This is a genomic window from Apilactobacillus kunkeei (genome assembly GCF_005930975.1).
Classification (GTDB): Bacteria; Bacillota; Bacilli; order Lactobacillales; family Lactobacillaceae; genus Apilactobacillus; species Apilactobacillus kunkeei_E.
The window spans coordinates 33,502-55,742 of record NZ_VBSE01000033.1; the positions used below are offsets into that span (position 1 = coordinate 33,502).

General features: G+C 32.9%; 22 protein-coding genes. 18 read left to right on the forward strand and 4 right to left on the reverse strand.

Annotation, left to right across the window (positions count from 1 at the left end; genetic code table 11):
- Nucleotides 1-303: 303 nt before the first annotated feature.
- Nucleotides 304-3,255, forward strand: coding sequence for a mucin-binding protein (locus FD688_RS01175; protein WP_138741465.1), 2,952 nt, complete (start codon nt 304-306; stop codon nt 3,253-3,255).
- Between the two features lie 76 nt (nt 3,256-3,331).
- Nucleotides 3,332-3,895: a TetR/AcrR family transcriptional regulator gene (locus tag FD688_RS01180; protein ID WP_138741466.1), complete on the forward strand. Its 564-nt coding sequence runs from the start codon at nt 3,332-3,334 to the stop codon at nt 3,893-3,895.
- Nucleotides 3,896-4,074: 179 nt separating this feature from the next.
- Here the strand turns inward: FD688_RS01180 and FD688_RS01185 are convergent, their stop codons facing one another.
- The gene (locus tag FD688_RS01185; RefSeq protein WP_138741467.1) at nt 4,075-4,941 is read right to left on the reverse strand and encodes a prephenate dehydrogenase; all 867 of its coding nucleotides are present in this window, start codon (nt 4,939-4,941) and stop codon (nt 4,075-4,077) included.
- 794 nt (nt 4,942-5,735) lie between these two features.
- Between FD688_RS01185 and FD688_RS01190 the strand changes: the two genes are divergently transcribed.
- From FD688_RS01190 to trpA, 7 genes are read left to right on the forward strand one after another with little or no spacing between them, the layout of a single operon-like run.
- Nucleotides 5,736-7,181 (forward strand): anthranilate synthase component I family protein, encoded by a 1,446-nt coding sequence (locus FD688_RS01190; RefSeq protein WP_190242856.1) that lies wholly within the window; start codon nt 5,736-5,738, stop codon nt 7,179-7,181.
- Nucleotides 7,165-7,746 (forward strand): anthranilate synthase component II, encoded by a 582-nt coding sequence (locus FD688_RS01195; protein ID WP_138741469.1) that lies wholly within the window; start codon nt 7,165-7,167, stop codon nt 7,744-7,746. The genes FD688_RS01190 and FD688_RS01195 overlap by 17 nt, the downstream gene beginning before the upstream one ends.
- 15 nt (nt 7,747-7,761) lie before the next feature.
- Nucleotides 7,762-8,760 (forward strand): anthranilate phosphoribosyltransferase, encoded by a 999-nt coding sequence (trpD, locus tag FD688_RS01200; protein WP_138741470.1) that lies wholly within the window; start codon nt 7,762-7,764, stop codon nt 8,758-8,760.
- Nucleotides 8,761-8,771: 11 nt separating this feature from the next.
- A complete protein-coding gene (trpC, locus tag FD688_RS01205) occupies nt 8,772-9,554 on the forward strand; it encodes an indole-3-glycerol phosphate synthase TrpC (RefSeq protein WP_138741471.1) in 783 nt (260 codons plus the stop codon).
- On the forward strand, nt 9,554-10,126 hold the full coding sequence (locus FD688_RS01210; protein WP_138741472.1) for a phosphoribosylanthranilate isomerase: 573 nt from the start codon (nt 9,554-9,556) through the stop codon (nt 10,124-10,126). The genes trpC and FD688_RS01210 overlap by 1 nt, the downstream gene beginning before the upstream one ends.
- Before the next feature lie 12 nt (nt 10,127-10,138).
- Entirely contained in the window at nt 10,139-11,329 is a 1,191-nt protein-coding gene (gene trpB, locus FD688_RS01215; protein ID WP_138741473.1) for a tryptophan synthase subunit beta, read from the forward strand.
- On the forward strand, nt 11,322-12,104 hold the full coding sequence (trpA, locus tag FD688_RS01220) for a tryptophan synthase subunit alpha (protein WP_138741474.1): 783 nt from the start codon (nt 11,322-11,324) through the stop codon (nt 12,102-12,104). Before trpB ends, trpA begins: the two co-directional genes overlap by 8 nt.
- Before the next feature lie 88 nt (nt 12,105-12,192).
- Here the strand turns inward: trpA and FD688_RS01225 are convergent, their stop codons facing one another.
- A complete protein-coding gene (locus FD688_RS01225; protein ID WP_225426083.1) occupies nt 12,193-13,854 on the reverse strand; it encodes an alpha-keto acid decarboxylase family protein in 1,662 nt (553 codons plus the stop codon).
- A 169-nt stretch (nt 13,855-14,023) separates the two neighbouring features.
- On the opposite strand from FD688_RS01225, the gene FD688_RS01230 reads away from it, so the two are divergent.
- The 8 genes from FD688_RS01230 to FD688_RS01265 all read left to right on the forward strand — a co-directional run bounded on the left by FD688_RS01230 (nt 14,024) and on the right by FD688_RS01265 (nt 18,441).
- Entirely contained in the window at nt 14,024-14,380 is a 357-nt protein-coding gene (locus FD688_RS01230) for a MarR family transcriptional regulator (RefSeq protein WP_138741475.1), read from the forward strand.
- Nucleotides 14,381-14,570: 190 nt separating this feature from the next.
- Nucleotides 14,571-14,768, forward strand: coding sequence for a hypothetical protein (locus tag FD688_RS01235; RefSeq protein WP_053795000.1), 198 nt, complete (start codon nt 14,571-14,573; stop codon nt 14,766-14,768).
- 48 nt (nt 14,769-14,816) lie between these two features.
- On the forward strand, nt 14,817-15,044 hold the full coding sequence (locus tag FD688_RS01240) for a hypothetical protein (protein ID WP_138741476.1): 228 nt from the start codon (nt 14,817-14,819) through the stop codon (nt 15,042-15,044).
- A 39-nt stretch (nt 15,045-15,083) separates the two neighbouring features.
- Entirely contained in the window at nt 15,084-15,224 is a 141-nt protein-coding gene (locus FD688_RS01245; protein ID WP_138741477.1) for a DpnII family type II restriction endonuclease, read from the forward strand.
- Between the two features lie 227 nt (nt 15,225-15,451).
- Nucleotides 15,452-16,669 carry a DUF805 domain-containing protein gene (locus FD688_RS01250; protein WP_138741484.1) on the forward strand — a complete coding sequence of 406 codons (1,218 nt, stop codon included), beginning with the start codon at nt 15,452-15,454 and terminating at the stop codon, nt 16,667-16,669.
- Nucleotides 16,670-17,085: 416 nt separating this feature from the next.
- A complete protein-coding gene (locus FD688_RS01255) occupies nt 17,086-17,553 on the forward strand; it encodes a helix-turn-helix domain-containing protein (protein ID WP_138741478.1) in 468 nt (155 codons plus the stop codon).
- Nucleotides 17,554-17,571: 18 nt separating this feature from the next.
- Entirely contained in the window at nt 17,572-17,892 is a 321-nt protein-coding gene (locus tag FD688_RS01260; protein ID WP_138741479.1) for a hypothetical protein, read from the forward strand.
- A gap of 201 nt (nt 17,893-18,093) precedes the next feature.
- On the forward strand, nt 18,094-18,441 hold the full coding sequence (locus FD688_RS01265) for a hypothetical protein (RefSeq protein ID WP_053795002.1): 348 nt from the start codon (nt 18,094-18,096) through the stop codon (nt 18,439-18,441).
- A 19-nt stretch (nt 18,442-18,460) separates the two neighbouring features.
- Here FD688_RS01265 and FD688_RS01270 read toward each other — a convergent pair whose 3' ends face one another.
- The gene (locus FD688_RS01270) at nt 18,461-19,897 is read right to left on the reverse strand and encodes a Sau3AI family type II restriction endonuclease (protein ID WP_138741480.1); all 1,437 of its coding nucleotides are present in this window, start codon (nt 19,895-19,897) and stop codon (nt 18,461-18,463) included.
- Between the two features lie 89 nt (nt 19,898-19,986).
- Between FD688_RS01270 and dcm the strand changes: the two genes are divergently transcribed.
- Nucleotides 19,987-21,276 carry a DNA (cytosine-5-)-methyltransferase gene (gene dcm / locus FD688_RS01275; RefSeq protein WP_053795004.1) on the forward strand — a complete coding sequence of 430 codons (1,290 nt, stop codon included), beginning with the start codon at nt 19,987-19,989 and terminating at the stop codon, nt 21,274-21,276.
- Between the two features lie 20 nt (nt 21,277-21,296).
- Here dcm and FD688_RS07340 read toward each other — a convergent pair.
- Nucleotides 21,297-22,241: hypothetical protein (locus tag FD688_RS07340; protein ID WP_225426084.1), on the reverse strand; the 945-nt coding region annotated here is incomplete at its 5' end.

Genomic DNA, 22,241 nt, shown 5'->3' on the forward strand with positions numbered 1-22,241 from the left:
TTATAATTTTCGCTCATATTCAGAAAAAAATGTGTATTTTTTTAGGTATAAAAATGTTCAAATTAAAACTTATAATTTCTATAAATTCCCCTTTAAAGCAACGCTCATAATACCAACCTAAAACACGTACTATACTTTTGTTCTAATAGTAAATTGATGGGTTAAACATCTGTTAAACCTGTTAAATAAAATTTAAATTATAAAAACGTTTATATATGTTAATTTTAACTACAGTAACTTACTAAAAGTTAATGATTAACAAGATTAAGAGCACATTCTTAATTGTTTAAGGAGCGTGAAGATATGCTTTATAACAGTAATAAATTAAACAAAAATAACGATAGAAAAATTCTTAGAAAAGTAAAGAAAAATTGGATTGTTGTCTCACTTGCGACATTTGCATTTATTGGAAGTTCATATGTATTTAGTGGAGATGTTAACGCAAAAGCAAGTGTAAATGAGGTTTTAGTTCAAAATACAAATTCAGTAGCTGATGATGCGCATAGCAGTGCTGCTAACAGTGAAGGTAGTGTCTCTAGTGCTGGATCATCGTCTTCAGTCGATGTAGATAGTAAGGCCAGTGATTCATCTTCAGCAAGTCAGACTGGTATCACAAATAGTTCTTCTTCAAGTAACCAAAATGAAGCTATTTCATCATCTGCAAGTTCTTCCAGTGCCAGTGTAAGTTCTTCAGCTTCTAATGAGAGCATATCTTCCAGTTCCGCAAATTTGGATTCAAGTTTTTTAAGAGACGGTGACAATATCAGTAGTTCAAGTGCTGATGCTACTGTAGCGTCAGGTTTCTCTGTTACTGATCCAGATTATCCTGCAAACATGTGGATTGATAAGACACAAGGCAGATATACATTTTCAGCTGTTCAAGATGTTCAGCTTGGAGGACAAATAGTACTATCTACTGATAGAAACGGTGATGGTGTTGTTTATGCAACAAGCATTGATGCTAATGGAAATGTAGTCGATCAAGAAACTGTTCCAAAGAATTCTAGTGTCAACCTTAATGATCAACGTCAAACAACAATTAATAATTTTGATTACTATGGGGTTATTGATAGCTATGGTGAGGGTAGTATCTATAAAATTATTTATGATGCGAGTGATAAAATTAGGGTTTATTTGAACGCTAAGTCTTTTATCGTTCCAAAATTAATTTCTCAAACCACATCTTATGTAGATCAGAACAATAAGAACATTGTTGATGTGGATGGGAAGGAAATTAAACCCTTTATTCAATATGGATTGAATGGACAAAAGTATACTACCGGAGAACCTAAATTGGTTAATGGATATTATACTAAGCATTTTCAAGTTTTCCCTTCAAACGCAAGCGGAATTATGTCACCTTTTTATTATGTGGGACAAACCGTTAAGACTTTCTTCCCCGATTCAAATGTTACTGTTCAATACACATTGCTAGATTATGATGGAGATATGTCTGGTCAAATACTAGACGGAACACAAGTTGTGGCTAGTGATTCTAAAATATCTAAGGGTAGAGTATCTCCAAACACATATTTGAAGTCAAATATTATTTATAATATGAGAAATCCTTATATTGATCAAACCAGTAATATTGTTTACCATTACTTACCATTTGGTTCTTTGTTGCCATATGATAGAGATACTGGTCAACCATTGTGGAATGGACATGATGAATATAAACAAGTTTATGAAAATGACCCTAATGATTACTCCAAGGCTTTGAATCCATACGTTGTAAACATACCTGGTTATTACCCCGTTGATACTAATGGGAACAGACTAACTCCAGGTAAGGATAGATACCCAATTTCTGATCCTTCCAATCCTGATAAAGATACAATCATTTACTATGTAAAGGATCCAGTTAATGTATCTCACGAGGGGAAAACTGTTAATAGAAATATTAACTATGTAGATTCAAATGGGAACGTTATAGCAACTGCTCATAATGATAATGTCACTTTTGATAGAACTATTAGTACCGATACTATTACTAATGAAACTACTCAAGGGAATTGGGAAGTTAAGAATGGAAACAGCTCATTTCCTGTTGTTAGTTCTCCAGTAGTACCAGGCTATGTTTTAAGAGACGACAGTCAAAAGACAATCCCAGCGGTTACAGTAAACCCAAGCTCCAGTGATAGTAACGAAACGGTTACTTATGACAAGGTAGGTTCATTAGTACCAGTGGATACCGCAGGTAACCCAATTGACAATGGTAGTCATAACACTAGTTATCCCAATGACCCTAACGATGCGGGTAAGGTAACTAACCCAGTAATCCCAAGTATTCCAGGCAAGACACCGGTAGATAAGAATGGTAATCCATTAACTCCCGGTAGTACTTACCCAATTGATGGAACTAAACCAACAGAAGATACTAAGATAACTTACGTAGACAACAACCAAAAGGCGAAGGTAAGTTACATCGACAGTACGACTGGAAAGACACTAGAAATTGTCGACTTGAGTGGCCAACCACAAAGTACTTCCGACTACCGCACTACAGATACAATTAAGAAGTACACTGATCAAGGATACAAACTAGTAAGTGATAACTACCCCGCAGGTGGCGTTAAGTTCAACAGTGATAATAAGGAACAAGACTTTACCGTAACCTTGGAACACAAAGAGGACACAGTCACACCGGATAATCCAGGAACACCGGGACAACCAATTAACCCAGATAATCCAAACGGGCCAAAGTGGCCAAACGGAACAGACAAGGACAGTTTGATTAAGACAGTTACTAGAACGATTAATTATTTAGATCAAAATGGTAATAAGATACATGATTCAGTGGTTCAAACTGTTACATTTATTCGTGAGGTACAAGTTGATGAAGTAACTGGTCAAATCACTTATGGTAATTGGACTGCAGAAAACCATTCCTTTGGTTCAATCACGAGCCCTCATATAAACGGATATGTATTAATTAATTCTGATGACTCAACGATTAGTGTATTAAATGTTAATGAAGATAGTAGTGATGTGACAATTAATGTTCAATATAGAAAGTTGATTAATAGTCATTATAATAACCCTGGAAAACCTTCTAAAGACAATCCGCAAGTAAGTCAATATTCAAAGCCAAAATTAAATAAACACTATAATAATTCTAATAATGGAGATAAAGAAAAATTACCACAAACTGGTGAATCTAATGAATCCAGTGCTCAATTGATGGGATTAATTTTACTATTTATTTCCAGCGTATTATCTATTTTCGGCTTTAGAAAAAAACAAAGTAAATAATATTAAAAGCCACGTTATTAAAATTATTTTTAACTAACCGTGGCTTTTTATTTACTTGAAACATACGGAGAATAAAATGAAAATAAAGAGTAAATCAAAAGAAAAAATAATAAAAACATTTTTAAATTTAAGTGCATCAGAAGATATTGGAGAGATAGGCACTAGTAACATAATTGCCGTTAGTGGTGTCTCAAGGGGAACCTTCTATAATCATTTTAGGAATAAAAAAGACATTCTTGAATATATTGAAAAGATGATGTGTAAATCAATTGATGAAGTTTTTAGAAAAGTTGATCAAAATGATGAAAATTACATCGATGAACTGATGGATGAAATTTTTCCAATAATTTACGATAATAGGGAATATAATAATGTCCTGTATTTATACTATCAATCTGAATTTTTTGATTTTATAACTGAAAGATATTCAAAATACTTTAGTGGTTTGTTCAAAAATTATAATAAAAAAATAGTGAATTGGCCCCAATATTTTACGATTCAATACTTTTTTAGAATGATGTTAAATATTATTCTACTTTGGTTATCAGAACCTTTTCCAGTGGATCCTGATGAATTTAAATACATTTTTAAAGAACTTATGAATACCTCAATTGCTGATATTTGTGGTATAGAAATTTAAATATGGTAATAAAAAACGTTATGTGCACAAAAATTACACATAGCGTTTTTTCTTGGCGTAAACTTTTCTCCTAGTTTTGTTTTAATACAATGATTATCATAGAATCAACTCAAAATTTTTTATTGATTAAATTCAACCTTTAGAATAATAATGGCGGTTCATTATTTATGCTATTGATTTTATATTGTTTTAACGTTATTTTCCCAACTATTTCTAGTTTTATTAGCCTCCACAATTATTTGATGAAGTTCAGTATGTCTATTATTAATGATTAACTGCTTTAATTCTGATAATTTATTTTCAAACATATCAATCTGATCTAAGAGATTGCCAGAATTGCTAGTTAATATATCTGACCATACAATTGGATCGCTTTTAGCTATTCTAGTGGAATCTAAAAGACCGTTACCCATGATAATATCGTTGGTGCGATTATCTTTCAAAGAATTATTGATTGACAGTGTTAGTGCATAGCTAATGAGATGAGGTAAATGACTGACGGCCGAAACAATTTGGTCGTGTTCTTCCGCGGATGTCTCTTTAAACTTTAGATTGCCAACATGTAGTAATGACTTAAGTATATTTATCTGATTGTTTTGTGCATTAAGATTAACTAAGAAGTACGTATGGTTAGAAAGCATTTTAATTGAACCATTCTTGCTCCCCGTTATATCTGATCCAGCTATGGGATGACCGCCAATAAAGGTGATTCCTTTTTGATCTAGTTGTTTGGCCGCTTTTTGGATATTAACTTTACTGCTACCGACATCAGTTACAATTGCTGATGACTTTAATTGCAAAACACTTAGACGTTTAATGTCTTCAATGATTCCATTAACTGGGCTTGCCAATATAATGACATCAGCTTGTTTGCTGCCATCTTCAAAGTTAATTGATTTATTGATAATCTTATTTTCTAACAAATAGTCACAATTTTTTTGATTGATGTCGTTTCCCATAATAATGGCATCTGGTTCAGATTTTTTAATGATTCTTGCGATGCTACTGCCGATTAATCCTAATCCGTTAATAAAAATTTTGGTCATAATAATATCTCCTAAAAATTTAAAATAAAAACCAGCTAGATGAATACAAATCACCTAGCTGGTTTTAATTTTGATTTCGTCAAAAATCATCATTAATAAATTATCCCGACCAGATGAATTCACACCTAGTCAGTAAAAATCAAATAAGACAATTACTACTTAGATGTGTCTACGTAATAATAGTCTTGATAATAATTTTTACGTTGGAATTGTTTATTCATGATGATTCCTCCCCGTTTATTTGTATTCATTTAACCATACGTGTTAAATAAATACAAATGATTTTTCTAATTTATATTTAATTAAATATCCTCCACCTGTGCTAATGCATTGATACACATGGTTTTTATTGACGATTATAAATATAAAATCTAATAATTTTCTAATTTTGTTGTTGACTTTTATAAAATGGAGAGTAGACTGAACTCAATTAAATAATTCGTCCATAAAAAAACCAATGATGTGGAGATCAAGATTGTTGTGCACGCACAGAGAGCCGTTGATGATGGAAATACGACCGAACGCAGACAGTTAAATGGACCACAGAGGGTTCTTCAAAAAGAGCAATCGAGTACGAAGAAACGTCGGGCATACGTCAGTTGCCGGGGGTGTGAACACGCACCTCGCTGAGGAGGGATTAGTCTATTTTGATATAAATATATGTAAATTTATTTGGAGTAGTCTAATCTAATTAAGGTGGTACCGCGGGGAAAATCCGTCCTTAACAAAGCATTAATTGCGTTGTTATGGGCGGATTTTTTTTAATGCAATCTAATCGAGAGGTGATCACTTTGTTGACAAAAGAAAATTTACAAAAATGTGTTAGCAAGTTTGCATACTTGCCGGTTAACTATCAATTCCCTATTGATGATTTTAATGCATACAAGATTGTCGAAAGTATCGATCCTAATCATCAACAATCGATGGTGTTTAAACGAGAGGTTGACAATGCCACAACGGTGATTGTTGAACCAAGAAAAATTATTACTGTCTTGGATAATCACATTATAGTGAAGAGAAAAGATGACGTCTTTCAAACGAATCAGAATCCCATCGATTTTCTAAATGAATACTATCAACACCACCGTACAGTTAAATTTTCTGATGGATTTCATTCGGGATTAATCGGATACTTCGGATATGACTTTGCGAAGTATGCTAATAACCATTTACCAAAGACGCAAGATGAATTGGGATTACAGGATCTAGAATTATTCGAACCAGATATTACCATCAACTATCAAAATCATGAAGTTACTTTAACAAAATTAATTTCGAGTAATGAGTTTGAACAAGCTTTTGAACAAACAAGAGAGGAATTAAAACATTTCGCAAGGCGATTAAAAAGAATTTTAGGAGAGAAGGTGCAAACAACTGAGTACATCGATATCACTGATTCATTTGATAATCAATTTCAACCAGATGAATTTAGTGAAAAGGTGGATATGGTCAAAAAACATATTTATGACGGTGACATCTTTCAAATGATTTTATCGAATCCGTATCAAACAAAAGCTAAGGGATCATTAATTAACGTCGGTAAGTATCTAGAAGAAAACATTTACTCACCATATCATTTTTATTTCGCTCATAATCGATTTGAATCTGTGGGAGCATCGCCTGAAACGCTAATTCAAAAGACTGATGATAAGTTATTTAGTTATCCATTAGCGGGAACTAGAAGACGAGGTAAGACTCAAGAAGAGGATGACTTTTTTGCAGATGAATTAAGACATTGTCCAAAAGAACAATCGGAACACAACATGTTAGTTGACTTAGGTAGAAACGACGTTGGAAGTATCAGTGAGATTGGAACGGTAAAAGTCACTAAGTATATGGAATTATTGAAGTTTTCCAATGTGATGCATTTAGGTTCTAAGGTAGAGGGAATTGCTAGAAAAGAAATGTCCCCAATTGACATTATTGCAAAGACCTTACCAGCTGGGACATTATCGGGGGCTCCTAAGTTATCAGCCATGCAAATTATTAGAAAAATAGAAAATCGAAAAAGAGGTATTTATGGTGGAGGGATTGGTTATGTTGATTTTGGTGGAGATTTAGATTTATGTATTGGTATTAGATTGGCATACAAGCAAGATGATAATTTAGTAGTTCATGCTGGTGCAGGAATTGTTACAAGCAGCGATGCTCGCCAAGAATTTCACGAATTTGAAAATAAAAGCAAAGTAATTATGGACGCGATTAAAGAAGCGGAGGCCAGACATGATTTTATTAATTGATAATTATGACAGTTTTACATTTAACTTGGTACAAGAAATTGGTAAACTAGTTGATCAAAAAATTTTAGTGTTAAAAAACGATGAGGTTGATGTATCAGATTTGCAGAGGCCAGATTTAACAGCCTTGGTTTTATCTCCAGGCCCTGGAAGGCCAGAAGACGCAGGTAACATGAATGCAGTCTTAAAGGAAGCAGTTGGCAAGGTGCCAGTATTGGGAGTTTGTCTAGGGCATCAAGCAATTGGTGAAGTTTATGGGGCTAAAGTTACGAATGCTCCAAAAATTATGCATGGAAAGACGGACATGATAGAACAAATTTCTGACAATTACATCTTCGACCATTGTCCAAATCATTTCACGATTGGTCGATATCACTCACTAGTCCTTGACGAGGAAAGTATTCCTAACAATTTAAGTGTAATCGGTAGGGGTAGTGACGGAACCGTTCAAGCGGTTGAAGATGAGCAAAACCATGTCTATGGTGTTGAGTTCCATCCGGAGTCAATAATGACTGATCGATCATCCGCACAACAAATATTTTTAAACTTTTTTAAATTAGCTAAATAGAAAGGAATGGATAACATGATTAATACCGCAATTAAGAAATTAAAAAATCAACAGGATTTAACATACGATGAAATGAATGATGTGATGAATGAAGTAATGGAAGGGAAAACTGGTGACATTGAAATTTCTTCTTTTTTAACCAGTCTAAGCATTAAAGGAGAAAATATTGAAGAAATTGCAGGTGCTGCTAATTCAATGAGAAATCACGCTGCTGAGTTTGATAGCCAAATCGATGCAATTGATATCGTAGGAACTGGTGGTGATCATTCTAATTCGTTCAACATTTCCACCACTACTGGCTTAGTTCTCGCAAGCCTGGGAGTTCCAGTTGTTAAACACGGGAACCGTGCTGCCTCTTCTAAAAGTGGTGCTGCCGATATGCTTCAAGCTTTAGGCTTCAATATTAATTTAACGTCAGCGCAAAGTGCAATGATGTTAGCTAAGCATAATTTCTGCTTCCTATTTGCTCAAAAGTACCATCAAGCAATGCGCTTTGTTGCTCCAGTAAGAAAGACTTTAGGTATTCGTACCATCTTCAATGTCCTAGGGACATTAGCTAATCCAGCTCATGCGAAGAAACAAGTCTTAGGTGTTTATGACGAATCCCTTCTAATTCCATTAGCGAAGACACTAATCCAGCTGGGTGTGAATAACGGAAAGGTAATTTATGGAACTGATGGATTGGATGAAGCATCCATCTCAGCATCGACAAAGGTCGTTAACATTGTTGATGGTGTGATTAGTGAAGACGAAATTACCCCTGAACAATTTGGCTTAAAACGATACAACAAAGAAGAAATTGTAGGTGGTACTCCTGAGGATAATGCTAAAATCACTCGTGAAATTATCCAGGGTAAGACTGGTGCAAAACGAGATGTTGTCTTGTTAAACGCCGGTATAGCAATCAATACCTATAGACCGGATATTTCAATTCAACAAGGCATCAAAATGGCACAAGAAGCCATTGATTCTGGTAAGACTAAGAGACTTTTGAATGAATTATTAACTTATTAGGAGGTAAGTCGATGATATTAGATGATTTAGTCACTGCTACACAACGAAGAACGGAATATGAACAATCGATTGTTCCTTTATCTGATCTAAAGCAATCGATAAGCGAGTTACCAAAAACTGATTCACAGGATGTGTATGAAAGATTTAGACAACCAGGGATGCATGTGATTGGTGAAATCAAAAAGGCATCACCATCCAGGGGGCAAATTGTTAATAATCTAGACTATATCGGGATTGCCAAACAATATCATGCTGCTGATGTTACCGCTATTTCGGTTTTAACCGAACCAAAATACTTCAAGGGACATATTTCCTATCTAAAGGAAATTAATAAGACAATTGATGCATTGACACTTAGAAAAGACTTCATCATCAATCCCTACATGATTTATCAGGCTAAAGATGCTGGCGCCAATATCATCTTGTTAATTGTGGCAATTTTAACTAAAGATCAATTAAAACAATACTTTGATTTAGCTCATGAATTAGGATTAGCCGTATTAGTCGAAGCCCATGATGAAGATGAAGTGGCGATTGCTCTATCGATTGGAGCTCAAATGATTGGGGTTAATAATCGTAATCTAAAGGACTTCTCGGTATCGTTTGCTAACAGTATTAATCTACGTAAAAAAGTACCATCTGATATCGTTTTTATCGCTGAAAGTGGTGTGAAAAGTATTAGTGATACTCGAAAGTTAGAAGCAATTGGTGTTAACGGAATATTGATTGGTGAAACATTGATGAAATCAACTAATCCAACTGAGTTTATTCGAAAGATACAGGAGGATGTTTGATGGTAAAAATTAAAATTTGTGGAATTACTGATTTAAAAGAAGCCAAGATTATTAATCAGTTTAAACCAGATTACTTTGGGCTTGTCTTTGCCAGCGGCAGTCATCTAGTTGATATCAATAATGCCAGAAAAATTAGGCAGGAAGTTGATGCTAGTATCCCAGCAGTCGGTGTATTCGTGAATGCCAAGTTTGCATTAATTAAACAATTAGTTGATGCAAAGATTATCCAGATTGCCCAGTTACATGGGCGCGAGAGTGCTGAAGATATTAAACGAATTAGAACGGAACTAAAGATTCCAGTAATTGACGTAATCAACGAAGATAAGCTACATAGAAATAGCGATGCAGACTATTTGATGATTGATGCGAGAACTTCCAGAGTAACAAAAAATCAGTTAACCCAAGTCGACTCAAACTTGTTCGTAGCCGGTGGGATTAATCCAAAAAATGCGCAGAAGGCAATTGATGAGACTAATCCTTTTGCGATTGATGTAAGTCGTGGTGTCGAGGTTGACGGGAAGAAAAATATCGAACTAATAAGAGAAATTATGGGAATAGTTCACAACAATTAAGGAGGAACTAGTATGACTAACAAATCAGGAAGATTCGATGAATACGGTGGCCAATATGTCCCAGAAACATTGATGAATGAATTAAACAAAATGGCTGATGAATATGAAAAGGCTAAACAGGATCCAGAATTTCAAGCAGAACTTCAGGACCTATTAAATAATTACGCTAATCGTCCGTCGCTTCTGTCATATGCAAAGCGAATGACGGAGGATTTAGGAGGAGCCCAAATCTATTTCAAACGAGAAGACCTAAACCATACTGGTGCCCACAAGATTAATAACGTGATTGGCCAAGCATTATTGGCCAAACGAATGGGTAAAACCAGATTGATTGCTGAAACTGGTGCTGGACAACACGGTGTGGCCACTGCAACCATTGCAGCATTGTTTGGGATAGAATGTGAAATCTTTATGGGAAAAGAAGATACAGATCGTCAAAAGTTAAATGTTTACCGAATGAAACTACTAGGGGCAAAGGTTAACTCAGTCACTTCAGGTTCAATGGTATTAAAAGACGCTATTAATGCAGCCTTACAAGAATTCTCTGCTCGTAGTGAAGACACTTTTTACGTGATGGGTTCAGCAACTGGGCCACATCCATATCCATTGATGGTTCGCGACTTTCAAAGTGTTATTAGTAAGGAATCAAAGGAACAATTCAAAGAGATTAATAATAAACTACCGGATGCAATTGTTGCTTGTGTAGGTGGCGGAAGCAATGCCATTGGTAGTTTCGCAGACTACATTGATGATTCTTCAGTACAATTAATTGGAGTTGAAGCAGCTGGAAAAGGCGTTGAAACAAATTTGACAGCTGCTACCCTAGAACGTGGCAGTAAAGGAGTCTTTCATGGAATGAAGTCAATTTTTCTACAAACTGAGACGGGGCAAATTAAACCGGTATATTCAATTTCAGCAGGATTAGATTATCCAGGGGTTGGTCCAGAACATGCTGCGCTAGCTGAATCAGGTCGTGCCCAATATGTTGGTATAACTGATGATGAAGCAGTTGATGCATTTGAATATATTGCTAGAACCGAGGGAATCGTTGCAGCAATTGAAAGCTGTCATGCAGTCGCATATGTAAGAAAATTAGCCCCTACGATGAGAAAGAACCAAACGATTATATGTACACTTTCTGGTCGAGGTGATAAAGACGTCGCGGCAATTGCTAGGTATAGAGGAGTTGATGTTAATGAATAAGTTAGTTGAAACTATGCAGGGTGGTAATAAATTAGTTGGATACGTTGTTGCCAATGACCCTGATATTGATACAACGATTAAAAACGTAGTGGCATTATCGGAAGGTGGCGCTGACGTTGTCGAAATCGGAATTCCGTTTTCTGATCCAGTCGCCGATGGCCCAGTCATTCAACGTGCCGATTTACGAGCATTGGCAGCCGGCGAATTACCAATGGATAGGGTATTTGAGATGGTAGATGAAATTCATCGTCAAACCAACATCACACTGGTCTTTTTAACCTATCTAAATGTTGTTCTACAATACGGTTACGACGAATTTTGTCGGCAATGTTTGAGCCATGGGGTAAGTGGCTTGATTATTCCAGATCTACCTTACGAGGAACAAGATGAAATACTACCATTTATTGATAAATATGATTTGGCATTAGTTCCTTTGGTGACTTTAAATTCTGAAAATCGAATTGAAAGATTGGTAGAACATGCCAAAGGATTTATTTACTTGGTATCTTCACTTGGTGTCACGGGTGAACGTGATGAATTTTCTGATTATCTAGCGGAAGTTGTAAAAAGGATAAAGGAATATACGGATGTTCCTGTTGCCATAGGGTTTGGGATACATTCATCTAAACAAGCTAAAGAGATGAATCGTATAGCAGATGGTGTAATTATTGGTAGTTCATTTGTCAAAATAGTAGAGAAATATCAACAATCTGCGTCTAAAAAATTAAAAGAATTTACTAGTGAAATCAAAAGTAGTATTACTAATAATTTTTAAAATAAGATATTCTGATAATTTTACAAAAAAACAACCCATCAATTGTGATGGGTTGTTTTCTATTATTTATTAGTAGACTTAAATTTTATTATTTGTTTTGGTTAGCAAAAGCAATGGCTGTCTTGGCTAGTTGTTCAGGAACATCTTTCATTCCCATGTTTACCTGAATTAACACGAACTTATCGGTTTCTTCTTTTGCTTTTGAAATAGCGTCAATTAGTTCTTTTTCGGTTGATACTTCGATGAAGTCAAACTGATCGTCATTTGCGCCAAAAGCTTTTGGCATTAGTCCATAATTTAAGGCAGGAACATCGTTGTAGCTTTCATTCATACCATGGATAACTCTTTCAACGGTGTAACCAGTGTTATCGACAACGAACATAATTGGATTTAGCTTTTCGCGGAAAGCAAGACCGAATTCTTGAATTGTTAATTGAAGAGAACCTTCCCCAGTAGATAGAACTACACGACGGTCTTTATTAGCGATTTGATTTCCTAGTGCTGCAGGGAAAGCATATCCAATTGAACCCCAAAGTGGTTGACCAAAGAATTTAGCATCTTTTGGTAATCTTTGACTTGCTAATCCAAAGAAAGAGGTTCCTTGTTCTGCAACTAATGTATTGTCACCATTAATAAAGCTGGCAATTGCTTTGTCATAGAAACTTTGGGTGATTTTGTCTCCTGAAGGTGTAATTGATAAATCATGATTCTTTAAATCTAAGCTAGGCAATGATAAATCAAGATTAGTGTCTGCTAGACTGTGCATGACATCATTAAAGTCGTAGTCTTCGGCAACTTGTTTACCATATAGGTTTGCTCCATCGTAGTTAATTGTAATAGTATTATCTTCTGCAAATTGTTGAGTAAAACCACCTGTAACAGAATCGGTCAATTTAGCACCAATTAGAATGACATTATCCGAGTTTTCTACGTATTTATTAATGCTTTCGTCTGAAATTTCACCGTTATAGGTACCTACAAAGTTTTTGAAACTTTCATCAATATTACCTTTACCAATTCCTAAATCTAAAACAGGAATATTGTTTTTGTCTGAGAATGATTTGATATCGTTAAATACATTAAAACGATCTACTTCGTGACCCATAATAATTACAGGGCTTTGGCTATGGTTAATAGCTTCCTTGATTTGGTTGAATGAATTTACTGAGTTACGTTTTTCTTCGACAAATAAATCTGCAATATTATCTTTTAAAGATGGATTAACTTCCATTTCTACTAGGTTAGTTGGTAAAATAAGGTAGGCAGGTTTCTTGCTTGCATAGATGTATTGAGCAATGTCGTTAATTTGATTAATTGCATCGGCTTTGTTTAATCTAGCAGATTTGATTCCAAGTTGACGATGAGCTTTTTCGAATCTACTGAAGTCATGGTCACCAAAAGTATGATGTACTAATGAACCGTTGTTTTGGACATCATTAGTAGGAGCACCAACAATTTCCAATACTGGGACGTGTTCAGCAATGCTTCCTGAAAGACCGTTAATTGCACTTAGTTCACCAACACCAAATGTGGTAACAAATGTAGCGAAGCCTTTTTCTCTCGCATATCCATCGGCCATGTATGATGCGTTTAACTCATTGGCATTACCTTTCCATGTTAAATCATCACGGTGAGTAATGTGATCTAGAAATTGAAGATTGTAGTCTCCAGGAACCCCGAAGATATCATTAGCTCCCATATACTTAATGACATCTAATAAATAATCTGATAATTTATAATTGTTTGACAATATAAATACTTCCTTTCAAATTATGTCAATCACGTTGACATATTAATTGAAAATATTATAATTCCACAAAAATAAAATGTCAACATAATTGACATAAAAAGAGGGTAATCTTATTAACGCTAAGGAAAAACTTTCAACTATATTCTTTGCATACCAACGTTTTTCAACGATGATTGATTTAAAAAAATATAATTTAAACCAGACACAGCATCGGATAATTTATTCGATTTCTGAATTAGACATTCCCAGTATGGGTAATATTCAGAAGCTGCTTAACATATCAAGACAGGCTTTGAACGTTAATGTAAGAGATTTAATGAGTCGTAACCTGATAGAAGAGATCAGTTCTAATAAGGATAAGAGAATCAAAACACTCCATTTAACTAAGGACGGTAATGATTTAAACAATCAAATAAATGCAGAACAGACTGAAAAAATAGAATCAATATTTGAAAATGTAGATAATGATTGGGAACAAGCAATGAAAGAATTAGCTGATGAATATGTAAAAGGATTTAAGAGCTAATAAATACGATTTTTGATTATTTCGTTTTCTATATTGGACATGTAGATGCAAATGAACATATCAAAGAACATAAATAACTAAGTAACTGAAGAAGAGGACTAAATTTTATATTTAGTCCTCTTCTATTTGGTTTTAAAAAAATAGATAAGTTGTATAATTATATTATATTACGATAAAGAAGATGATATATATGAAGTATGGGGTTAGAAAACCCAGTTGGAAAAAATCATTCTCAGCACGTACAAGAGGTCGTGCGGTTCGTTCATTGAAAAGAGCAGTGAATCCCTATTATGGTAAAAAAGGAATGGGATGGATTAATAATCCACATAAAGCTTTATATAACAAGGTCTACCACAAGACATCTTTTAAATTATTTAAGTGGTATTAAATAAACCGAAAATAAATTTCGGTATACATATTGAATGGAGTAGATTAAATGAAAAATGAATCAAAAAGGCAAATAATTGGCGGATTTGTGAGACTATCAATAGCAATAATTGCTATAATTACTTCAACTTTCTTAATTTGGGAAAGTTTTTTTGATGGCCCAGATACGATATTAAGAAAGGCAATAGCAATTATTATCTTTATTCTTTCAGAAATCTTACTTTTTATGGAATTTACAATCGATCCAATCGATATGGATAATTTTTTTGAAGATTAGTAGAAACCAGTAAAATAATTTAATTAGAGTTAAAAAAGAATGTTGATTTTTTGCTGGATAAGTGACGGACCAGGATGGGATTCAGCAAAGAATCCAATGAGAGAAGCTTTTGATGTTATTCCAAATATTATAAATTTAAAAATGGTTAGTGATGGATACCTAAGCGATATTATTAAATAAAAGGAAGCATAATAGGAACTGAAGTTTTAACATTGAACATATAAAAAAAGCACACAGGAATGTGTGCTTTTTTTGAATTTTATTAAAATGAGATTATTTTTTAAATAGTTATTGCTTATGCTATTGAAGCGCCATTTTTCCTAGTATATCATTAAATATTGTTGCAAATTAATTAATCGTAAAAAGTTAATTTGTTTTTAGTTAATATTACAGGGGAGTTTTGGTTTATGAGTAACAAATTTTGTCCAAATTGTGGACAAAAATTGGATGGAAACGCGGAATTCTGTCCAAACTGTGGTGTAAAGCAAATTGTTGATAATAATCAACAAGCGTCTGCACTAGCAGAACCTAAAAAAGGTTCAAACATGATTACTGCATTGAATGATAGATGGAACAAAATGTTCACCATTAATGCAAAGAGTTCTAGATCAGAATTTTGGTTTGGATACCTTGATTGCTTTATCATTTCAATGATTGTTTTAATCATTTGTGCAATCTCCGGCTTTAACAGTTTCGTACTGTTTGTTGGTTCAGTTGTAACTTCATTTATTATTATTGCTAACTTAACAGCTGCAATTAGAAGATTACATGATGCTAATTTATCTGGTCATTTTTTATGGTTATTACTTATTCCTTTTGTAGGAAGCATCGTGGTACTTGTATTATTATGCCAATCATCTAAGAATTCTGCTCGATTCGAAAATGGTTCAGTTGTTGACTGGATATCAAAATGGTGGTCTTGGTTAACAATTATTTTAGTAACACTTTTATATTTTGCAATTATTCAAGCATACGTTAATGAAGTAAGACATATTAATTCTGAAGTATCTACTGTTACTAACACACGCAGTGATTATAGTTCTGATGACGATATTGACTCAAATGATGATGATTCTGATGATAGTAGTTCATCTGACAAATCAAATAACGGACAAGATGTATTTACTGAAGAAAGTGTTCATAACATGGATGGTTTCAACATTGGTCCACTAAAATTTGATAAGGTTGTTACTGGTGTTAAAGCAGAAAAGAATATCAGTGATGATACTGCAGAAGGATTATTCGATGTATTTGGTGGTGCTGCTCCATCATCATTTTTCAATGAAGGTGGATCATACAAACAAATTCTAATTACTTATAGAATTACAAATACAAGTAATCAAACGATTCACTTGTTTGGTTTAATGAATAATAATGATTTACTCTTACCTGATGGAACACAGTTAAACCAATTAAGCGCCGATGATTTTTATGCTGGAGAATCTCCACATAACGAAGATATTAAGCCTGGTGCCAAGATTAATGGTAAGCTTTGGATTCAACTAAAAGATGATAACAAAAATGATATTCCAAAGGGCGAATACCAATTCAAGACAGGTGAAGCTGATAGTGAACACTTTGATGACGTTTTAGGTCACGCAATAAACTTTAAATTCAAGATTTAGAAAAAAGCACACAATAATGTGTGCTTTTTTATTTAAGATAATATTTTTACCACTCTGAAATATCGTATTTTCTTTCAATAGTCCTCATTATCATAGCCGAATAGTAAAGATTGTTTCTGACTTCGACTCTATAACTTTCTGGTAGCATCTTCTTTGGCTTATATTCATATCTTTCACTTTTACAAATGTACAATGTTTTGTTAATGGCCCAGATACAACAGTAAGAAAAGTCACTGGAATTTTTACCTTTATTCTTTCAATAGTTTTACTTTTTATCGAATCTACAATTGATACTATTGATAAGTATAGTTTTTTCGATGATTAGTGGAATTCATTAAAATATTTTAATTAGAATAAAAAAAGAATGCTGATTTATCAGCATTCTTTTTTGTTTTTCGACGTTTTGTTGCAAGTAAATGACTGTTGTTAAATTATTTTTTAGATACTATTATAAATTTAAAATTTTTATCGGAGATGAAATAATGAAACGATATGATATTTATAGAAAGCCTGTATTTAGAAATAATTTAGATGAAATAATGACAAGAAATAATATAAGTAGCTCCTATTTGTCCAGAATATCAGGTATCCCCAGAAGTACAATATATAGAATCAGAATGAACCCATATAATAAAACTACATCATATATTAAAAATAAAATTTGCGAATCATTGAATATACAAAAAGAAAAATTTGGTGAAAAGGTAGAGTGTGCGCAAATGATGTCTGAAAAAATAGGTAGTGTGGCTTTTAATGAAAAAAACATATCAGAATTTAAAAAGATTTTATATGATGAAACAAGAGGCTTTTTTCAAATTGATCCATATAGTAGAAATTCATGTATAAATATTAAGATGAAATGGAGAAGAAAAAATAAATTCTAAGGAAACGTCAGAATCACAATGGAAGATGGAGAATTAGTATTTAAAATTATAGACTTTGATTTTAAATATTATGAAAAAGAATTATTTGATTCTATTGTTAAAAGCTTTGAATTATATGCGAAATATATAGGTGTTAAATATATTGTTTTTTCACCTGGAGTTTTGTACAACACATATAACAAAGTAAGAGAACCTATTAGAGAATTGCTTAATAATAAATATATTTACTATTACGAATATCTCAAAAATAATGCTTTGCTTGATGAAGATAAGATATACAAAAGATTTATTAATAAATCGGATAGAATATATGGATTTTCTAAATTCGTCACATATTAGGCAAGATTATTGATTATTCATAATTATGAAACTATTATGTAGTTGCGTTCAGGATGATTAATCCCTTTGAAACGCTTTAAAACAATTTAATTCTTTATATTGCCTTTCTTTATAGAGTATTCCCATCTCGTTTAAGAAAGGCTTTTTTATTTTATAAATCGATCTATAATGAGTTAAATGTTAATTATAGGAGTTTTTTTGATGAAAGATATTACTGAAATTGCATGCGAATCATACAAAGAAGATTTAAGAAGTTATGATAATCCTGATTACGTTATTACATATCCAAAATATAATTGGAAAATGTCTTATTTAGCTTATGATGCAATGTTAAATGAATTGACTGACTATCATAATTTAAAACAACCGGATACGGATTATGAAACGTTTGATGTTTATAGTAATCAAGACGTAATCTTTAAATGTTCATTTTTTAAATCTATATATAAAATATTAGAGGTTAGTTTTTATGAATATAATAACTATTTGGGAAGTAAGGGATTTATAAAGGGGAAAGATAGAATTTACTACATTATAAAAAAGCAGTGAAACAAAGTTCACTGCTTTTTTATAATAAATCTTCTACTGCTGATTTTATATATTTACTATTTATCCAGAAAGATTGAGTTGTCATAAAGTTATTTGAATATGAATCAGGTTTGTTAGTCCATTTGGCAGGAGTGGGTAATTCATTAGAATCTTTGCTATCAACATAGCTACTCCTTGCGGCATGAGGCCTAACGTGAATAATTTTTTTGTCTTTTGAGGATATAAGATTGTTAGAGACTCTATTGTTTTTAAAACTTAGTTTTACACCGGAAAGTAATGCATTTACTGTTTGTTGCCAAGCTTCTCTTATTACACCGTCTCTCTGTTCATCTGGAACCCTAAAGAATTTAATTCCCTTTAGATAGTTATCTCCATCATCTTCTGTTTTAAAAACAACGAATAAAAATTTTGTTTCTGAAAAGTAAACATTTAAAGATGCTTCTGGTGAACCATCCTTATCATTCCAATTCTCTTCAACTAAATCTTTAAACTTAAAGGGTGGTAGAGACATACTTTCCTTATTTATGTTTCTTTGATTAAATTGAATAGTTTTTGGTACGATTGAAGCTTTTTTGAATTCATCGGCTTCTATTCCGGTTCTGCTTTTTATTCCTAAAATTCTGTTTACGATTTCAACATTGTATTTACCAATCGTTTTAGTTTCTTTAACAGGTATATTTAAATTATTAATTATTTCTTTTACTGATTTTCCGATGAAAGGTTTAAATTTTGTATTAATAATATCTTCTAAAGATTGAGTTGATAATTCAGTAGAATCTTTAATAATTGCATCTGAATGTTTATTTCCAAAGATGTAATCTCTTAGAAGAGTCGTCATAAAGCTTCCTTTTAAGGAAAACGCTCTTTGTTTAGCCATGACGTTTGAGTTTGGTTGTGTTCTCATTGAATGCTTGTTTACACCCTTTGTACAAGCGGCTAAATAGTTTGTTATTCCTTCATTTATTTCTTCAGCTTTACCTTGTTTTACATATGATTGAATGATTTCCCAGTCTTTTTTGATAATCTCTAAATCATTCTTATTGTTGAGCATTTCGTACATAACACATTTTGCGAAAAACCAATCTTCTTTTGGGATGCCTTTATTGTTTTCATAGTATCCAAGTTCCAGTACTTTGTTTTTTTTAAGAAGATGGCTATTTTCAAAATTTTCTTTATCTAAATCTTCGTAATTAATAATGTTAAGGACTAATCTTTCCTTAGCGCTAATATCACCATTTTTTAAACGTTTGAAAGGAGTCGCTTTTAGCTCGGACACACCTAAATCAGGTTGACTTGCAGAGTCCTTTGGCTTTCCAAACCAAGCTTCAAACACGTCACCCATGGCATTTTTGTTACCTTTTATGTGCAGATTAAGCATTTCTATAAGATCTTTTTGTTTAATGTTTTCAATCTGAACAGCTCTATTATGTACTTCTTCCTTTGTTTTAAAATCCATATTTGGCCCCTCTTGAATAATATGTGTTGATCCTTTTCTACATATATTATATAATATATATTAATAATTCAAAAAAAGGAGTGATTAGCATGGCGAAAGAACTTAAAGTTTTAGAATTATTTGCCGGAGTCGGTGGATTCCGTATCGGTCTCGATAATGCGGATAAAGACTTATTTAAGACAAAATGGTCCAATCAATATGAACCATCGAGAAAAAGCCAAGATGCTTTTGATGTATACAACTATCGCTTTCCAGATTCCGAAAATATTGGGATTGATGTTGCTGAAATTTCTGATGAAAAGTTCAGTTCCATGGATGCTGACATGATAGTTGGTGGATTTCCATGCCAAGATTACTCAGTAGCGAGATCTAAGAAAAATGAAATGGGAATTCAAGGAAAAAAGGGTGTATTATTCTGGCAGATTATAAGAGCTGCAAAAGACATCCATCCTAAATATATGATTTTCGAAAATGTAGATAGACTTTTGAAAGCTCCAGCTAAGCAAAGAGGTAGAGATTTTTCAATTATGCTTACTGCATTAAATAGCTTAGGATATTCTGTAGAATGGCGTGTTATTAATGCGGCTGATTACGGTAGAGCGCAACGTCGTCGCCGTGTATACTTCTTCGTATTCCGTAATGATTTACCTTATGCTAAGCATTTAGATGAAAAATATGATTTCGATGAAGAATTAATCCCAGATGATGCTTATGATGAATATATCTTTAAAGAAGGTCTGTTTGCAAAGCAATTCCCAATTAAAGAAGAGTTATACAAAGGTAGAAGAGCTTATTATGAACTACCAGATGATATTGTAGCTGCATCAGATAATTTCACTGGAAAAGTATTCAACACTGGAATTATGAGACACGGTAAATACTTTACTATCGACTCTGTTCCAAATTCTGATAAAAAGCCAACTCCGCTAAGAGATATTGTTCAACCAGAAGATGATATTGATGAAAAATATTATGTAGATGACCAAGCTAAAATTGATAAATTTGCTTATCTTCGTGGTCCAAAACATATTGAAAGAACATCAGCTGACGGACATACTTACACATACAGCGAGGGTGGCATGTCTCCATATGAAGACCTATCACTACCAGGTAGAACCATGCTTACTTCTGAAGGGAGTGTTAACAGATCAACTCATTGGTTAAAGATTAATGATAGATACAGAGTGTTAACACCAATCGAAGCAGAAAGAATGCAAGATTTTCCAGACGATTGGACTAAATACAAAATCGTCGATGGAGAAGTTAAAGAAGTTAGCGATAGAATGAGAATGTTCTTCATGGGTAATGCTTTGGTAACTTCGGTTATTGAAGGAATTGGAAAAGGAATTAAAGAAATCGTAAATGAATATGATGACTAAAAAGACCCGGTGGGTCTTTTTTAGATTGTTTCGAAAGAGAAAGTATTACATAATATTGACAATTTTATAAAGCTTTCAATTGTAAAGTCCTTGGGGTTAGATTTACCATGCTGAATAACATTTCTATTCATATTTTGGGGTTTGCTTTTTTTGTAATCATTAAAATTCAAGTATATATTTGTACCCACTAGATACATGCTATATTTTAATTTATATTTGTTTTTTTGGGCTCCATTAGTATAGAATTTTTTATTATTTATATCCGTCTCAAATGGTTTATACTTTCTTCCGGTTGAATTTATAAATTCAAGTAAAACAAATAAAGCTGGAATTAATAATTGTGATAAAGAGGGATCTTTTTTAAAGGAAAGAATAATAGAGGAAGCAAAATCTGCATACTCCTTAGATAGTTGTGACTCCATATTTAATATGTTTTGTTCTATTTCTTTAAAATATGTATCTAGCATGGAATAATTATTATTATTAAAAAAACTAATAAGATAAGAGCTTATTTCTTGATTGTTGTTAGTATATACAATTTCGTAAAAAGTTTTGTCATTAGTTAATTCTTTCGGAAGTACCCAGCAGTATTTGCTAAGAATGTTTATTATTTCTTTATTTTTAGATTCTAGTTTATTCGATAAAAGATTTTTAGATTCATCAATTGATAATTTTTTAAATAAAGTAGAATTTATTTCAATATTTTGTGATTCGTCAGATAAGTTATTTTTATCGATTGAAAATATTTTACCGTAGTTATTTGAACTGATTTTATTAAGGATGTCCTGAATATGGTTGAAACTACCAGTGGCTTTTAGCATATTATTATGGATGTCTTGAATATGGTTGAAACTACCAGTGGCTTTTAGCATTCTATTATTGATGTCTTGAATATGGTTGAAACTACCAGTGGCTTTTAGCATATTATTATGGATGTCTTGAATATGGTTGAAACTACCAGTGGC

Bases quoted from the DNA above. Each gene is read 5' to 3' on its own strand.
- FD688_RS01175 (WP_138741465.1), top strand. From the start codon at position 304: ATGCTTTATAACAGTAATAAATTAAACAAAAATAACGATAGAAAAATT.
- FD688_RS01180 (WP_138741466.1), top strand. From the start codon at position 3,332: ATGAAAATAAAGAGTAAATCAAAAGAAAAAATAATAAAAACATTTTTA.
- FD688_RS01185 (WP_138741467.1), bottom strand. From the start codon at position 4,941: ATGACCAAAATTTTTATTAACGGATTAGGATTAATCGGCAGTAGCATC.
- FD688_RS01195 (WP_138741469.1), top strand. From the start codon at position 7,165: ATGATTTTATTAATTGATAATTATGACAGTTTTACATTTAACTTGGTA.
- trpD (WP_138741470.1), top strand. From the start codon at position 7,762: ATGATTAATACCGCAATTAAGAAATTAAAAAATCAACAGGATTTAACA.
- trpC (WP_138741471.1), top strand. From the start codon at position 8,772: ATGATATTAGATGATTTAGTCACTGCTACACAACGAAGAACGGAATAT.
- FD688_RS01210 (WP_138741472.1), top strand. From the start codon at position 9,554: ATGGTAAAAATTAAAATTTGTGGAATTACTGATTTAAAAGAAGCCAAG.
- trpB (WP_138741473.1), top strand. From the start codon at position 10,139: ATGACTAACAAATCAGGAAGATTCGATGAATACGGTGGCCAATATGTC.
- trpA (WP_138741474.1), top strand. From the start codon at position 11,322: ATGAATAAGTTAGTTGAAACTATGCAGGGTGGTAATAAATTAGTTGGA.
- FD688_RS01230 (WP_138741475.1), top strand. From the start codon at position 14,024: ATGATTGATTTAAAAAAATATAATTTAAACCAGACACAGCATCGGATA.
- FD688_RS01235 (WP_053795000.1), top strand. From the start codon at position 14,571: ATGAAGTATGGGGTTAGAAAACCCAGTTGGAAAAAATCATTCTCAGCA.
- FD688_RS01240 (WP_138741476.1), top strand. From the start codon at position 14,817: ATGAAAAATGAATCAAAAAGGCAAATAATTGGCGGATTTGTGAGACTA.
- FD688_RS01245 (WP_138741477.1), top strand. From the start codon at position 15,084: ATGTTGATTTTTTGCTGGATAAGTGACGGACCAGGATGGGATTCAGCA.
- FD688_RS01250 (WP_138741484.1), top strand. From the start codon at position 15,452: ATGAGTAACAAATTTTGTCCAAATTGTGGACAAAAATTGGATGGAAAC.
- FD688_RS01255 (WP_138741478.1), top strand. From the start codon at position 17,086: ATGACTGTTGTTAAATTATTTTTTAGATACTATTATAAATTTAAAATT.
- FD688_RS01260 (WP_138741479.1), top strand. From the start codon at position 17,572: ATGGAAGATGGAGAATTAGTATTTAAAATTATAGACTTTGATTTTAAA.
- FD688_RS01265 (WP_053795002.1), top strand. From the start codon at position 18,094: ATGAAAGATATTACTGAAATTGCATGCGAATCATACAAAGAAGATTTA.
- FD688_RS01270 (WP_138741480.1), bottom strand. From the start codon at position 19,897: ATGGATTTTAAAACAAAGGAAGAAGTACATAATAGAGCTGTTCAGATT.
- dcm (WP_053795004.1), top strand. From the start codon at position 19,987: ATGGCGAAAGAACTTAAAGTTTTAGAATTATTTGCCGGAGTCGGTGGA.